This is a genomic window from Flagellimonas alvinocaridis, assembly GCF_004916895.1.
GTDB lineage: Bacteria > Bacteroidota > Bacteroidia > Flavobacteriales > Flavobacteriaceae > Flagellimonas > Flagellimonas alvinocaridis.
In genome coordinates this window covers 142898-159003 of sequence record NZ_SNTZ01000002.1, presented here as the reverse complement: position 1 = coordinate 159003, position 16106 = coordinate 142898, and the positions used below count along the sequence as shown (strand labels likewise).

Here is a 16106-nt window from a genome sequence, read left to right as displayed (position 1 = left end):
TCCTTATATCGATGAAATGAATCACTCCACCCCTTCTACATACCCTTGCAAATACGAATACCGCGAGGTCAACTTCCCATTTTGGGTCATTCGGGCCCGTTCTAAAATACCATCTTCGTCTCCGTTAAAAAAAGCAGGAATCACATATTTTGAGAAGGCTTCCCCAAAACCATTACTGGCATCCCTGGGCAACTCACACGGAAGATTATCCACGGCCATGACCGCTATGGCATTGGTATTCTTAAAATCGGTTTCCGACTCGGAACTGGGTTCATAGCCATATACGGGATCTGCAATGGTGGATGGTCGTATGGTGGAAGCCACTGGACCATCTATGTCACAGCTAATATCGGCCACTACCTTGATTTTAAATTCAGATTGTTTTGCATCTTCCCTAGTATAGAGGTATGGGGCACCATCGCCATAAAAATGGCCTGCAATATAAAAGTCGGTCTCTTTGGCAAATCGAAAGAAGTTTGATTTGTACTCTTGCGGATTTTTAAAGAAATCGGCCTTATTGCCACGCATCCCATCTTTTCGCTTGTTGTATTCGGATGCATCGATTTGGCAGTAAACCGCCTCTTGATGGGCTTTGTTCAGGTAGTCAGAAACATTTACCCGTTTTATTCCCATGGCATCCAACATTTCTCTGGCCCCATTGCCTACCCTTCCCTTGCCAGTCAACAAGATTTTTATGGCCGGCAGGTTAACTTTTTTAAGTTCCCTTATCAAGGCCTGTTGGTCTTCCAAAGTTTCCGCTTTGGGTAAATTGAAAAGATCAAACTTTAAGCCATAAGTCCTTATTCCATTGTAAGCTCCAACAATTCCAGCATACCTGCCAAAGGCCACCAAACGTTGTTCCTTGGTATTGGTAATCACTTCATGATCATAAAGCTCAATGTTTTTTTCCAAAATGGTCTTCAACAATTTCCGATTATAGGGCTGCTTTTTTATGGTATGGGAAAAGAAAAAATACTTTTTATTGGGAATAAGGTATTCTATGGGCACTTCCTTTACGCCAAGCAACACATCGCACCCTTCCACATTATCAACTACCTGAATATTACTTTTTAGATATTCCCCATCTGTAAAAACCCTTATGGGAGATGATTCCACTTCTATTTGGGCCTCGAGAAAATTGGTCAGGACTTTTTGACATTCCACCGGTGACAAAACCACCCTGCGATCCGGCGGGTTTTTCCGCTCACGTATAATTCCGAATTTCATACAACGCTTTGGTATAATTGTTGACCAAAATAAGAGTATTGTATAGGGTAAGCAAACTTTTTATCTTTTGAAGATATAAGTTACCTTTGCCAACCGTGTTAGGGATAGAGGCAAATACCAAGTATAGCCGATAGCCCGACCGCCAAGAGCGAAGCGAAAGGTGGAAACGCAATTAATAGTTCTTTGAAAAAATTGAGAAAGATTCCTGCCTACGCAGGAATGAAATCTCATTATGGGGCCGACTGGTTTTGACAGCGAGACCAATGGCTATGTAAGCATGTCGAGCTATGGGAATGATGCTCGTTAATTCAATGTCTCAACTTTTTTAAATGGCGAGTCTAACTACGCTTTAGCTGCTTAATTGACTGAATTATAGTAAGTCCAAGCCTAGTCCCGCAAGGCGGGAAAGCTGAATGTCCCTTGGTAGCCCTTGTTGACGGCGACCTTTTTTGGGGCACCATAAAAGTCAACACCGGATTTTTGTGGCTTCGGCAAAGATCCTAAACTTAAGAAGCTAAGTGTACGATAGGCAGTCCTTGGTCGGTCGTGCATCGAAAATTGAACTCGGACTAAGCATGTAGAAAGCCTAGTTGTTGCTTGTTTGGACGAGGGTTCGAATCCCTCCGGCTCCACCAAAACACCATCAAAACAAAACATAAAACCTGTAAATCAGTAATTTACAGGTTTTATTTTTTTAATCTCTAGCAACAGCATTAATAAAGTTATCGCTATTCAGGTTCAAACATGGTTCTATTCCATAACAACTCATTAAGGATATAATTTGTATGACCACAAAAATCAAGCGTAAGAATCAGCTACAACCTTATCAAGAAAGTTTGGTCTGCTCCTTACTAAAACTGGTGGGCCATTCAAATACCTCCAACCCGAAAAAGGGAAGGGCTGCCAATAGATGATCAAAGATATCGGCCATGATATATTCATAGTTTTCCCAACGCTTATCCGAACTAAACACATAGATTTCCAACGGAATGCCATGGGGCTCAGGCTGTAGTTGGCGAACCATCAAGGTCATTCCTTTGTGCACTGCCGTATGTTGCTCCAAATATTCCTGTATATATTTTCTGTATACCCCAAAATTAGTCAGATTTCTACCATTTATCGCCAGGGACTTATCAACTTCATGGGACTCGTTATGGGCTTTAATTTTATCCATGCGGTCAATGAGATAGGGTCTAACGCGCTCAATCTTCTTAAGCTCATCAACATCTAGATCGGTTAAAAAACGTATGCTTTTTTGGCTTATGAGTATGGGACGCTTTATTCTTCTCCCCCCTGATTCCTGCATACCTCTCCAATTTTTAAATGAATCGGAAATAAGTGCATAGGTAGGAATGGTTGTTATGGTCTTGTCAAAATTCTGCACTTTCACGGTAGCAAGACTAATTTCCACAACATCCCCGTCGGCCCCGTATTTATCAAAAGTGATCCAATCCCCAATACGGACCATATCGTTGATACTTACCTGTATGCTCGCCACCAGCCCCAATATGGAGTCTTTGAATATCAACAATATAATAGCCGAGGCCGCACCCAGTGCTGTAAAAAACTTCCAAATTGTAGTTTCTGTAAGAATGGCAAAAATGGCAAGACCACCCAAAACCCATGCAAAAATCATGAAAACCTGAATGTAACTATCCAAAGGCTTGTCCCTGTATCGTGCTTTACTTCGAAGATAGTCTTTGGTGCTCCTCAAAATATTCTTCGCAATGAGCAACATAGAGATTACAAACAGGGTCTGTAGCAGTTTTATGGCAATACCACGTGCCCATTCAAAGTCCAAAAAAACAACAGGCACAACCTCAAAAAGAAACAGCAAAGGAAAAATACGGGCCACATGTCTGGGGACCCTATGGGAAACCAAATAGTTATCAAAATTTGTGGCGGATTTACGTGCCAACCGAACGGATAAAAGTCGCAACAGTTTCCATATGATAAAGTCTAAAAGACCCGCTATGATTAGGCTAACCAATAAAAGCAGCAACAAATTCAAATATGATGCAACATTTTCGGCAAGCCCGATCTCCAATAATCGGTCGTATAAAATTCGTTTGTAATCCATTCCGTGAAAGATGATAAATCAAGTGTGCCAAAAATAATCCAAACCAAGCCCAAGACAAAATATTGACCGATTACACAATTGATTAATTTACCGATATGACTATTGAACCGCACGGTTTGTTTCCAATTTGGCCATTAACTCCCACAAATACAATACCCCTCTTGGTACATGGAAACAGCCTTTCCATTTGCCTCCCTTCATGTGATGCGTAATTTTACCCTCCCGTGACAGATAGCCAAACCATTCCCCATGATCTTCATCCACAAAATGACCCCATGTATAACTATGTAGTTTTACCAACCATTCCCAGCATCGGATATTGCCTGTGAAATAAAACCCTTTTGCACATGCTATCATGGCTTCAATATGGGGCCACCAAAGCTTATTGCTCCATTCAAGTTGCTCAGGAGGATTACCTCTGAGGTCCATAAAATAAAACAGCCCCCCATATTCCGAATCCCAACCGTATTCCAAGGTAGATACAACAGCATCCGTGCACTTTTGGATGAGTTCCTTATCATTTTGCCGCTCAGCAATGTCCATTAAAAACCATAGGGTTTCCAAACCATGCCCCGGATTAATAAGCCTACCTTGAAAGGTATCACTGAAACCGCCATCTATGCCAACATTCTCCATGATCAGGCCATGCTCAGGTTTATAAAAGTAGGATAGGATCTTGTCCTTAACACTATTGAGTTGTTCGTCCACCACCTTGGCATCCAAAATATGGTCGAGTTCCATTACCAAATTACTTAGGATCATGGGCAAGCTTAAATTTTGCAGATCCCTGGTACTTGGATATGTCTTTTCATATTTTCCTTTTGGATTATCCTGTGCATCAAGGATTTTATAAAAAGTTTGGGTAGCTATTGCATTATATTCCGCTTTGCCGGTGATTTTCCCAAGCTGACCAAAAGCCATAGACGCAAAACAATCTGAAAAGATGTTATATGGCTGTACCAAGGGACTCCCCTTTTTATCCAAGGAAAAGTACCATCGTCCGGATTCACTTCTGCCGTATTTCTGTAAGAAATCAGCACCATGGATTGCTATGTCAAGCCATTTTGAATTTGCTTCAACCTCACTGTAAAGCTTGGCGAACATCCATACTTGCCTGCATTGGAGCCAAACAAACTTATCTGTATCATATACACTCCCATCGACTCCCAAACAGGTAAAGAACCCTCCATTTTCATTATCTATGGAATGTTTTTCCCAAAAAGGCAGAACATGTCTCAATAAATTTTCCCTGTAAATTTCCTTGTACTTTCCAAAATCTTCTTTTCCTATGGCCAAAACGAATTACTTTTAGTTTCCCTTCTTCTTTGGGTTCAAAAACTGCCTTGACAATATTAATTTTTTCAATATTAAATATCCAATAATTATTAATTTATTTTATTAATTAGATTGAACATAATAAAACCAGTTTCGCACCTTCGCTTAAGGCATTACCCCTTAATGCTTTAGAAACAATCCGAAAAGCTGACAGATACAGCTTCATGGTTTCAATATTTTGTTTTCATTGCCATTGTGGTTTTCTTATTATTTTTATAATCGCGTCTCGTTCCAAAAAAGAAAGAATGAAAAAAAACAAGCATAATATTTTTAATGATATTCCGGACGAGCAAAAAAGCGGTGTCATTTTCAAGAACCTACAGCTCAAGAAAAAAATCATTAGGCTATTGGACAAAAAAGGAGCGGCAACGATCAACGACATCTCAAAAAAATTCAACTCCAGTTCCCCCAAGGTAAGTAAGCTTATCCAAGAGCTGATTGACGAAGGACTTGTTGAAGACCTTGGCAAAGCAGAAACTGATGTAGGCAGGCGTCCCCACCTATACGGACTCATTGGCGATTCCATGTATTTTATAGGGGTTGATTTAGGGCGGAATTCCATAGAAATTGGACTGATGGATTTCAATGAAAACCCAATCCTTTTTTCCAAGGATATTGAATTCAACTTGGAAAACTCAGAAAAATCACTTCTTCAACTATGTGACATTATCAACCTTTTTATAGACAAAAATCCCAAATGGAGAAACAAAATCATACGAATCGGCGTAAACCTTTCCGGTCGCGTGAACCATTTAAGTGGATACAGTCATAATTTTTTCAACTTCACAAAGATTCCTTTGAGCAGCATCCTCCAAGAAAAAATAGGGATTCCTTGTTTCATAGAGAACGACACAAGAGCCAGGGCATTTTATGAGTTTTATAGCAGAAAATCCAAAGACAGCGAGAACATACTTTATGTAAACGCAGATTATGGACTAGGACTGGGCGTGCTCGCGCAAGGGAAGCTTTTGTATGGAAAATCAGGTTATTCTGGAGAATTTGGACACATCCCCTTTTTCAACAACGAAATCATCTGCATATGCGGCAAGAAAGGATGTCTAGAAACAGAAGTTTCAGGAAGGGCCCTTGAAAAACAGTTCAAAGACAAGCTCAAAGGAGGGCAATCTTCATCCTTGCAAAATGCTTTCGCAAACATTGAAAACATCAAGATGGATGATATTATCAAAGCGGCCAACAATGACGACACACTATCCATTGAACTTATTGGAGCAATGGCCGAAAAGCTCGGAAAGGGCATCACCACCTTGATTCACTTATATAATCCAGAACTGATTATCTTCGGAGGTGCTTTGACCAAATCCAAAGACCATTTTTTTCTACCACTCCAAATGACCGTCAACAAATATTCCCTTAGCATTGTAAGGGCCGATACGCAATTGGAACTGTCAGAAGGTACCGAGGGAACAGGTGTGTTCGGGGCCTGCTATTTAGCAAAACACAAGGTTTTGAATCCAAACCTATCTTGATTTTATTCCTCCCAAAACTTTTCTATCTCCTCCAAAGTCTTACCAGTTGTTTCTGGAACCAACTTCCATATAATGTACATGTAAGGAAAGCACATTATAGCAAATAAGACAAAGGTTCCCTGAGGACTCAACACCTCTAAAAGCCATGGTGTCAATTGACCCACTATGAAGGTCCCCATCCAAAGCGAAAAGCCAGCTATGGACATGGCCAGCCCTCTTATCTTGGTTGGGTACATCTCAGAAAGTAGCACAAAAATCACTGCCGAGATGGAAATGGCGGTAAAGAAAACGTATGCCAAGAACAGGATCAACAGTATATGGGAAGGAATACCCCAATCAGAAGCTTTGATAAAGTAACCTGAGATGAGCAATAAGGTAATTATCATTCCGGTTACACCAAAATATACCAGCTTTTTCCTCCCGACCTTGTCAATAATATAAAGCGCAAGAATAGTTGTAAGTACATTGACACCCCCTACAAATACCTGATAAAACAGGGCATCCCCGCCAGACATTCCACTCTGCTCAAAGATAGTGGGACCATAATACAACACGGCGTTGACTCCCATGAACTGGCCTAATATGGCCACTGCGGCACCAATCAATATGGCTTTTAAGAAATTAGGCTTCAACAACAACTTCCAGTTTCCTTTATCCACTTCACCTAGGGAAACCTTCATCTCGTTTACTTCTTCTTGAATTTTCACAGAAGATCTATAAATCTTGCCCAGCACCATTGCGGATTTCTTTTCGTCTCCCCTAAAGAACAACCATCTTGGACTTTCTGGTAGTAGAAATACCATCAATAAAAATATGAGTGCAGGAAATGCCTCCATTCCCAGCATACCCCTCCAAACTTCATCCACAAGCAATTTATTCCACATATCCCCTTCAAGACGACCAACACTTTCCGAAAAGTCAAGCAGTTCAAAATTAACCAGATAGGCCGCCAAAAAACCCAAGGTAATTGCCAATTGATACAAGGTCACCATAGCTCCCCTATATTTGGCAAAAGCAATCTCGGATATATACATTGGGGAAATAATAGATATCATCCCAATGCCCACACCACCACATATTCTATAGCACACAAGCTGAAACATATCCATAGCCAGTGCGCAACCCACCGCTGATACCAGAAAGAATATAGAGGAAATCAACATCGCCTTCTTTCTACCGATCAAATCACTGATATAACCAGCCACCAATACTCCACCAATGGAACCGATCAAAGCCGAACTGACATACCACCCCTGTAAAACGGAATCCAGTTCAAACTGTGAAGTAACCATGGTTATGGTTCCGGATATCACAGCGGTGTCATAACCAAAAAGAAAGCCCCCAAGTGCCGCCACAGCTGAAATAAAAACCACATACCCTAGGTTGCCTTCTTTGGCGATCTGATCAATATTCATAATGCATACTTTATGAATTGCAACTTACTGATATTTATTTTTATAATTATATTTATTAATAATTTTTTTTAAAATATTGAAAATTACGGACTAACCCTTGTCCTGTTGATACCCTTGATCTTATAAAAAGGGATGATTGTCTTGTAAATGACAAGCCTAGCCTGGGTTATAAAATCTTATATCCCAAAATATTCCCTATACCTGTTGTATAAATGCCCTGCTTGCAGATATGCTGATTGCGGACTCATGAAATGTGAAAATTCGAATGTAATCGCTTTATGATAATTTGCTCGTTGAGCCGCTTCCAGCTTCATTCTAAGCTTATCAAACTTTATAGGGAAGAATTTTATGGGCATATCCCTACTGAAAGATTCAGCATTGGTCCAGCACTCAATACTATACCGATCGGCCAACTTTTTGTTTACCCCGAAGAACGCATCCAATTCATCATAATCTATATGCCCATCTTGAAAGGCACAGGCATCAACCACCTCATGGATTCCGGAAAATATTTCATCCCATTCCTTTTCATGCTCCACAACAGATACAGCTTCGGATTTGGTCAACGTTCCCGAAGCCGCGGCCACGGCCTTTTTTCCATCAATCCAAGGGGAAATCAATGTAGGCAATCCTCCAGAGACATCTTTACAGTGCTTGCCCAATTTATGAAAGGAGGTGATGGCACCCTTAGTCCTTCTGCTGATTTCACCACTCAAGTACCACCCCTGAAAACTTTTGTAGCGACTGCCATAATTCTTCCATACCTCATCTATCACAAACAAATTGGAATCTATTTCTTTGGTCAAATCTCCAGTATCCCAATATTCACCAGAATCGTATAGACCAAAATAAAACTTCATTTTATACTTCTCGGCAAGGCGAAGAAATAACTCCAATAAATCTACCGAAGGTCTATAGCATCCTTTGGAAAGAAGGTATTCCGAAGGATAGGTGATAAACTTTCTATAACCAGACCTGATCATGATCACCGTGTCTATCCCAATTGCTTTCATATGCTGGAAATCACGTTCCCATTCCTTTTCACCCCAATTCTGATGAGGAATATCATGGGATATTTCATCCAAGAAAGTGCCCGTAATCTGCAGCCCCTGCTGTTTTGGGACAATCAAATTTGATTCTTCAAAGAAAAACTCAGGCTCAGAAGCATTTAAATAGGGCTCTGCAAATAAAGCCGTTCCACCAAGCATGGCATTCTTCATAAATTGTCTGCGTTTTGAATCTTTTCTTTTCATAAAAAGTTTTTAGTACACTTCAATCAAGTCTAAGTGCGGTTATCCATAAAGTCCAGAAATAATGATATCAGGGTGATTTCAACCAATCCGAATCACTAAAGTATATAATTCACAGCATACATTATTTACCATAAAGAATTCATATTGATGGATACATTCGAAGTTACAGCGCCTAAAACCTGCATTTTTTATGCAATAATGGTGTTTTTTGCATACAACAGCACGCAACAACCTTATAAACCCCATTAAATTGCACGTATTCCGTGTACATAGTCCTGCAAATCCTTAGTTTTGCATTTTTATTCCTTCATTTATGAACAAAGTCAAAAGACAAAACCTCATCCTGAACTTGGTCAATACCAAACGAAAAGTATATTCCAATGAATTGGCCTTGGAGCTTAATGTTTCCGAAGACACCATTAGAAGGGATTTAAACAGTCTTTCTGCCGAAGGGCTTATCAATAAAGTACATGGTGGCGCTATAAGCAAAACCCAAAAATATTACAGCTATAACCACAACCTTATCATCAATAATGACAAAAAGGAACTTATAGCCCAAAAAGCCGTGAGCCTTATTGAAGACGACACTTCTATGATCATTAGTGACGGTACCACCAATCTTACCTTGGTGCGTTTTCTGCCCAACGACATCCGCGCCACAGTATACACCTACTGCCTTCCCATTGCCATGGAACTGGCCAATCGCCCCAATATTGAACTTTTTTTCTTGGGCGGAAAAATCAACAAAAATTCTTTGGTCACCATTAGTTTGGATGTCATCCAAAAAATTTCCAGATTAAAGGTCGATTTTGCTTTTTTGGGCACTGGAAGCATTACCCCAACGGGAATAACCGAAGGTTCTTATGAGGTAGCCAGCATTAAACGCGAATTCGTGACCGCCGCAGACCAAACCATATCTTTGGTAACCTCAGACAAGCTCAACAAAAAGCAGAGCCATATCGTATGTGACATCGATGAGATTTCCACCTTGATTACAGACTTGGACCCTGCCGACCCTCTACTGGATGAATATCGGGCAACAGGGGTTAAATTGCTGTAAACAAGCAAACCTACTCCATTACTAATTTTAGGGGTTCTTTTTTGCCAACAGCTCTTCCAAGGACACAAACTTATATCCCTTTCCGTTCAAAGTGGTTATAAGCTCTTCCAATCGAATATAGAATTTATCAGTACGATTTGGGTCGGTTCCCACATGAGTTAAAAGCAAGAAACCATGTAATCCTTCTTTATCCTCATACGAAAGAATGGATTCCATAATCTCAGCACTGCTCCTGTAATTTTCCATATCCGGAGTGGTGTAATCTGCATGGGAAATGGTTCCCGGCGTGTAATTGATCAAGCTTAAATCCAATTGATTGGTCCATTGGGTAATCTCGCTACTGTTCCACTCGTAAGGGGGCATAAAAAAGGGAGCATCCTCTTTTTGTATCCCATGCTGCGCCATGATTTCATAATTGTCCAACAAATCTTTTTGAAAGCCGTACTGCGTTACCAACAACTTCTTTTGGGGAGACCAGTCGTTGTACAACAAATGCTTATCTGAATGCGCTCCCAAATAATGCCCCCCATCTTTTAATCTCTTAATCACGGTAGCATACTTTGAATTCCTATAAAAGTTTCCGGTAAAAAAGAATGACCCTTTTATTTGATGTTTATCCAAGGTCTCCAAAATTAACGGCAGTCCATCTGCATATTGATCTCCGGTAAAGGTTAGGTTGATTTTCTTTTCGGAAGTGTTTCCACGTATTAGAGCACCACTGTCATCATAGGTGAAATCTGCTTTTTTATGCCCTGCTTTTTGACTTTTGGATTCCATGGAAGATAAATAATACACCAAAGAGGCCGTCCCATCCATAGTGGGTTCATTGGTGGAATAATCCCCAATATCATCATGATAAACCACCAAATCGGACTGAAACTCTGCATAACTATCCTCCTCTTCTAACTTGATTCCAATTAGACTGTTGAAAATAGAACCATAAACCGGTCCATCCACCAATCCTCCATAGGTTGCATATCCTTCCAGTACAGTGAGGGACGAATGGGGTTTTACAGGCGAATCGGCATGACCAGGTAGTCCAACGATCATACTAGTGCCCCAAGGGTTGCAGCCAAACAGCCAATCCCTGAGTGCAGCCTCCATTTCCAAATAGGTATCATCCCCAGTGAGTTCACGATACATGTGGGATTGTGTCACCGCAGCGGTGACAAAGTTATTGGAACACCACACAAAGGGAGTTCCTATAAGAAACGCATTGTCTTTACCTCGTTCTTGAATGGCTTTGAGTCCTTTTTTATACAAGTTGGCCAAGTTCTTTGCCTTTTCATTTTTTCCTGAAACAGCCAGTTCAAAATGCCCTGCATTCAAAAAAGGGTAGTACTGATAGTGCCTAACGGTATCCTTTCCTATCCATGGAGAAATCTGCTCCTTTTGGGCAAAATCCATTCCCTCGTTTTTATATATAGCATCACCAGTAAGATTGTACAAGGCCCCGGCAGCCAATTCCATATCATCGTGCCAGTTTTCTTCCTCATAAAAATACGGGGCCTTGCATGGTGCCGTCTGACTGACTCCTGGATTTTTCTTACCAAAATCATACGCATTGCGCGCCCTAGATAGAAGATCTTCCGTGTACTCAGGATAAAAATCCTTTAAGACCATACCTCCAATGGCAAAAGCAGAAGCAAACTTACCTGCAGTAGAGGCAGCCCCAGTAGAACGGTTTTGGTATTTTTTAAGCCCTTGTTTTTCAGCAGAAGCCAAATAGACCGGTCTGCCTTTTCTGTTTTCATCATAGATTACACTGTCTTTGTTAGGCAACCTATACCCTGCATGGTCCCTATCATCTGCAATCTGGTTATAGTATTCTTCTGGGGAAGGATTCATTTTTTTTAGCCAATCCATTCCAAACTTAGCTTCATCAATGATGTCGGGAATACCATTTTTTCCAGGAAGACCGTTTGCTTGGAACATATCTCCAAACGCTCCGGGGTTTTCGCGGTAAGCCAACAACAATTGATATACAGCATTGGCAGATGTTGCTGTATACTGCAAATAATCCGATGCATCATGCCATCCTCCAGTAACGTCTATACGTTCTCCCTCCCGCTTGGGGTTGTAAACAATAAATCCATCATCCATATGGCAGGAATCCGTTAAAAAGGGGTTGTACCCACAGCGTTGTTGGCGCATGTACTTCAAAAGAAAATCAGCCGTATTGTCATACACATTGGCATTTATTTCGAACTCTGGGGAGGTAATGGTCTTGGCTTGGATAAAATACCTTCCCGTTGCCTCAAAGTCACTGAAATCCAATCGGTACGATGATGCAAAAGGACCATAAGCCCCTTTGGACATTACTCTTCTGGACGTATATACTTTCTTGCCAGTGACCGCATCCACCAAGGAAAAGGATTTTACCTCCACCTCTACTTTGGATCCCAAAACCGCCACTTTAATGGATTGTGGTAAATAACCCAAATTGTTTATCCGTATCCAAGATTCTTCTTTGGCCCACCCAATGGCAAAGGCAAAAAGAAAAAATACCAACAACATCCTATTTTTCATGTAACAACCAAATTTGTGAATCAACCTAGACCCCTTTTAAGGTCGTTGAAGTTGATCAAATGAAAATTATAATTTAAATATTCCTTGTGTATTCTATTGATATGGTCCAAGTCCCATTGTCTGTCTTTATTAAGACTGGAAGAGCAATTAGGGTCATAGCTCCCCGGATGGAACACCAGTTCATGAACCTTCCCCTTTTCGAGTCCTTTCAGCCAGGAATCTATTTCTGGGAAATGCTCTACTGAGCCATAAAAATATTTTTTATCCGGCATTACCACACCCCTAAACACCTTTCCGTGATTTCGGAACGACAGTCTCTTCTCACGACAAAATTTTGCCACAATAGAGTGGTATTTGGTATGTAAATGTTCCTTATGCACGTCCAAATGACTTGGGGCAATACCAAAAATATCAATGAATTTCTGGTACTGTCCCTTTACTTGTTCCATATGCTTGTCATACGTGAATTCTACATGTAGACCTACACTAATGTCACTATATCCATTCAGATATTTGAGTTCTTTCACCGATGCGGCCTGATTATCCGAAATACGGTTAACCATAACGGTCGTGGAAGTAATCTTCTTTTCCACTAAAAGCTGAATAATATGCCCGTTGAAATGATCGCTCATTCCAAAATCATCTGCATTGATTATCAAGTACGCCATGTCCCTATTTAAACTCCCGCTATTCTTCTCTTATACTCACTCAGCGCTTCTGCCAATCTTTGTTTGGAAGTTGAATCTCCAGGAACATTGTGAGATGGGTGGATATGGAGTTTCACCCCTCTGTCCGCCAATATCTCAGCAACGGTGGTAACGGTCATCCAAACAGCTGTTACAAAGGCCATTGTAGAAACTGGGCCCACTTTGTCCACATGATTCTTTAGAGGAACCGATGCATCCTCGGCAGGGGCACAGGTATCCACTACCAAATCGGCCAACTCAAACAATGTTTTTCCACAAGAATGTTTAGTGGTCTTGTTTTTAGCTTCCGCAGCCGAACCAAACACTATGACCTTCATGCCTTTTTCCTTGGCATCCAATGCAATATCAATGTTTACGGCATTTACGCCCGTATGCGAAAACAGCCACATGGTATCTTCTTTGTCAAAATTGTGCCCTTTCATAATCTCGCGGCCATAGCCTTCCACCCGCTCCAAAAAGATAAACTGATCAACACCCATTTGTCCAACAATGTTGGTAAAAAAGGTAAGGGGGAGTTCCACAATGGGATGAAAACCCACAAAACCACCAATTCTTGGGTACATCTCCTCAATAGGGAGGGTGGCATGACCACATCCAAAGGTATGCACCCATTTTCCCTTCTCTATGGAATCTGCCATGATTTCGGCCGCTTTTTGAATATTCTCGATTTGAGTGTCCTCGATTTTGGACATCACATTCCTGGCATTGTTAAGCCACTCTTTTGCTAACATTATAGATGTATTTAATATTTAATTTGATTTAATCTTTTTTGTAATCCGAGAATCAGCCCAGCCATGGCAATTACCAACACCACCAGAAGAACGGGGTATAATCCTATTCCAAAGTATTGCGAAACCCAGCCCATGAGGTAATTGCTAAGCACATTTCCGATAAGCGCAATGGTAATCACCAAACTAAAGGCGGTACCCGTTAGTTCCTTGTACATTTTCCCCACGTAACCCAAGACCACAGGAAACCCCGCGGCAAGACCAATCCCAAAGCCAACAAGACCCATAATTGAAAGGGAATGTGCTTGAAAAGCCCAAATTATAGTAGCACTTCCCAAAAGGATGCAGACGCTTAAAAGCAATACGGTATACGGGTTTATCTGACGCAGGATTTTTCCCAACAGTAATCGGGCAGCGCAAAGACCACACACAAAAAGGGACAGAACAAATAATGCATCGGCAGGTTCAAAAGCTCTTTCGGTCTCCAAAAATAGGGTGGTCCAATTATTGGCTATTCCCTCCAAACCGCTCTGAAAGAACAAAACAAAACCCAACAACAGAAGAATAGGGTCTTTTAACATCCCCAATCCTTGTGCAACTGGAAAGCCTTGTGCTTTCTTGGGACTTGGAAAAATTGTAATGCCAAAAAGAACAACGGGTAGCAGCATTCCCATGCCCATCCAAAAAATGAGCACATCTGTCTCTAAATATTTTTGCAAGAAACCAACGACCGCAGGCACACCCAAAGCACCTACTCCGTAAAAAACGCCCAACAAACTCAAATTGGCACTGTGCTTATCCTTACTGATATCCGACACCAAAGCGTTAGTGGCCCCGTTTAAGATTCCACCTCCCAATCCAATGATCAAAATAGTCCATTTCAAGTAGTCGGATTGCGTGGCAGCGCCCAAACCTTCAAACCCAATAAATGAAAGCAATCCGCCTATGATCAATATAATTTTGTACCCAAACCTATCCACCAAAGGGCCAAAGACAATGGACCCTAAAAGAATGCCCAAAGGCAATAAGGATAGGGTGGCGCCGGTTTCAACATTGCTTAGGTATATCTTTTTTGAAATGGATGGCAGCAATGACCCCAAAGAAATCATCACAACACCAAACAGCAACATTCCCAAACAAGCTGCCACAAAAACCACTTTGTAATTATATTTCTTCTCTTTCTTCATCGAAAATGATTCAGGTCTTATTCTGATTTATTCAAGGATGTAAGAGCCAAATACCCAGCACCTATAAGTCCAGCATCTCCTCCCAAACCAGAAACATCCACAGTCACGTTTCCAAAACTAATGGGTTGGGCCCATCGTTTTGATTCCAATTTGATTTCTTCCAAAAACTGGGAGCCAGGGCCAAACACACCACCACCAAAAATGATTTTCTCTGGATTAAAAATGCTGATCAAATTCCCTGTACACATTCCCCAATATTTTACCGCAGTATCCAGCACGAAAACTGCAACCGAATCACCTATGCCATATGCTTCAAACACATCTTCTGTTGATAAGGTTTCTTGATCTAGGCTTCTTAAAGTACTCTCCATTTCGGGGCTTTCTTTTAAAAGTGTTTTGGCATGATCAGAAATCCCACCACCAGAAGCATAGTGTTCCAAATTACCCCCTTGATGGCTTTTATTGGAGAAATTCACATCCATCCCCAACCATCCAATGGAACCGGCAATACCATTGGCCCCATTCAACACCTTGCCATCTGCCAAAATTCCAACACCAATCCCCGTTCCTACTGTAATGAACAAAGCGTTATCACAATTTTTCGCCTTTCCTTTCCACACTTCCGCAAGAATGGAACAGGAGCGATCATTATCAACAAACACAGGCACATTTGCTTCATTTATTCCTTCTTCAACCACCTTTCTTAAAGGGTAAGATTCCCATCCAGAAATGTTCGGCGCCCAAACGGTTTGGGTAATCTCATCACTTATTCCGGGAACGCAAATTCCCACAGCCTTAATTAAGAATTCTTCCTTCTTGGCCAAAGCCATGAGTTCGTTGACCAACTTGACTATCAACACCCCTACATCATTACCAACCCTGCCATCAAGCTTATTCACTTTTTTCTTTAATTGGGTGCCATCAAGCAAAAAAAGACCACCTGCAACTTTGGTCCCTCCCAAGTCAACTCCTATTACACCCACCTTGTCATGCCCCATTCTTCTTTGTTTACATTAACAACATGCACAAATTAAGCAAAAAATTACTTTCATACACATACAAATTTCATTTTTTTGCATTTTTTATGCGTTTTTAAAA

Annotated in this window: 12 protein-coding genes and 1 other RNA gene; 3 read left to right on the top strand and 10 right to left on the bottom strand. The window is 41.0% G+C overall.

Features of this window, described 5'->3' with window-relative positions; genetic code table 11:
- Positions 1 to 21: 21 nt before the first annotated feature.
- Positions 22 to 1227: an NAD(P)-dependent oxidoreductase gene (locus EZV76_RS05970; protein WP_136565691.1), complete on the bottom strand. Its 1206-nt coding sequence runs from the start codon at positions 1225 to 1227 to the stop codon at positions 22 to 24.
- Positions 1228 to 1461: 234 nt separating this feature from the next.
- Here EZV76_RS05970 and ssrA point away from each other — a divergent pair.
- Positions 1462 to 1862, top strand: a transfer-messenger RNA (tmRNA) gene (gene ssrA, locus EZV76_RS05965).
- A gap of 191 nt (positions 1863 to 2053) precedes the next feature.
- Here ssrA and EZV76_RS05960 read toward each other — a convergent pair.
- Positions 2054 to 3307 (bottom strand): mechanosensitive ion channel family protein, encoded by a 1254-nt coding sequence (locus tag EZV76_RS05960; protein WP_136565690.1) that lies wholly within the window; start codon positions 3305 to 3307, stop codon positions 2054 to 2056.
- A 99-nt stretch (positions 3308 to 3406) separates the two neighbouring features.
- A complete protein-coding gene (locus tag EZV76_RS05955) occupies positions 3407 to 4603 on the bottom strand; it encodes a n-acyl-d-glucosamine 2-epimerase (protein ID WP_236640868.1) in 1197 nt (398 codons plus the stop codon).
- 284 nt (positions 4604 to 4887) lie between these two features.
- Between EZV76_RS05955 and EZV76_RS05950 the strand changes: the two genes are divergently transcribed.
- Positions 4888 to 6129, top strand: coding sequence for an ROK family transcriptional regulator (locus EZV76_RS05950; RefSeq protein WP_136565689.1), 1242 nt, complete (start codon positions 4888 to 4890; stop codon positions 6127 to 6129).
- 2 nt (positions 6130 to 6131) lie between these two features.
- Here the strand turns inward: EZV76_RS05950 and EZV76_RS05945 are convergent, their stop codons facing one another.
- Both EZV76_RS05945 and EZV76_RS05940 read right to left on the bottom strand, forming a co-directional pair.
- Complete coding sequence (locus EZV76_RS05945; protein ID WP_136565688.1) at positions 6132 to 7544, bottom strand: sugar porter family MFS transporter; 1413 nt, start codon at positions 7542 to 7544, stop codon at positions 6132 to 6134.
- A gap of 176 nt (positions 7545 to 7720) precedes the next feature.
- A complete protein-coding gene (locus EZV76_RS05940; RefSeq protein WP_136565687.1) occupies positions 7721 to 8797 on the bottom strand; it encodes a DUF4434 domain-containing protein in 1077 nt (358 codons plus the stop codon).
- A 313-nt stretch (positions 8798 to 9110) separates the two neighbouring features.
- On the opposite strand from EZV76_RS05940, the gene EZV76_RS05935 reads away from it, so the two are divergent.
- Entirely contained in the window at positions 9111 to 9857 is a 747-nt protein-coding gene (locus EZV76_RS05935; RefSeq protein WP_136565686.1) for a DeoR/GlpR family DNA-binding transcription regulator, read from the top strand.
- A 27-nt stretch (positions 9858 to 9884) separates the two neighbouring features.
- Here EZV76_RS05935 and EZV76_RS05930 read toward each other — a convergent pair whose 3' ends face one another.
- Genes EZV76_RS05930 through EZV76_RS05910 form a run of 5 tightly spaced genes read right to left on the bottom strand, consistent with a single transcriptional unit; the run spans position 9885 to position 16006 of the window.
- Positions 9885 to 12386, bottom strand: coding sequence for a bifunctional glycoside hydrolase family 9 protein/polysaccharide deacetylase (locus EZV76_RS05930; RefSeq protein ID WP_136565685.1), 2502 nt, complete (start codon positions 12384 to 12386; stop codon positions 9885 to 9887).
- Between the two features lie 20 nt (positions 12387 to 12406).
- Positions 12407 to 13054: a ChbG/HpnK family deacetylase gene (locus EZV76_RS05925; RefSeq protein ID WP_136565684.1), complete on the bottom strand. Its 648-nt coding sequence runs from the start codon at positions 13052 to 13054 to the stop codon at positions 12407 to 12409.
- Positions 13055 to 13062: 8 nt separating this feature from the next.
- Positions 13063 to 13824 carry a sugar isomerase domain-containing protein gene (locus EZV76_RS05920; protein ID WP_136565683.1) on the bottom strand — a complete coding sequence of 254 codons (762 nt, stop codon included), beginning with the start codon at positions 13822 to 13824 and terminating at the stop codon, positions 13063 to 13065.
- 11 nt (positions 13825 to 13835) lie between these two features.
- A complete protein-coding gene (locus EZV76_RS05915; protein WP_136565682.1) occupies positions 13836 to 15008 on the bottom strand; it encodes an MFS transporter in 1173 nt (390 codons plus the stop codon).
- Between the two features lie 17 nt (positions 15009 to 15025).
- Positions 15026 to 16006, bottom strand: a complete 981-nt coding sequence (locus tag EZV76_RS05910; RefSeq protein WP_136565681.1) for an ROK family protein — start codon at positions 16004 to 16006, stop codon at positions 15026 to 15028.
- Positions 16007 to 16106 lie beyond the last annotated feature (100 nt).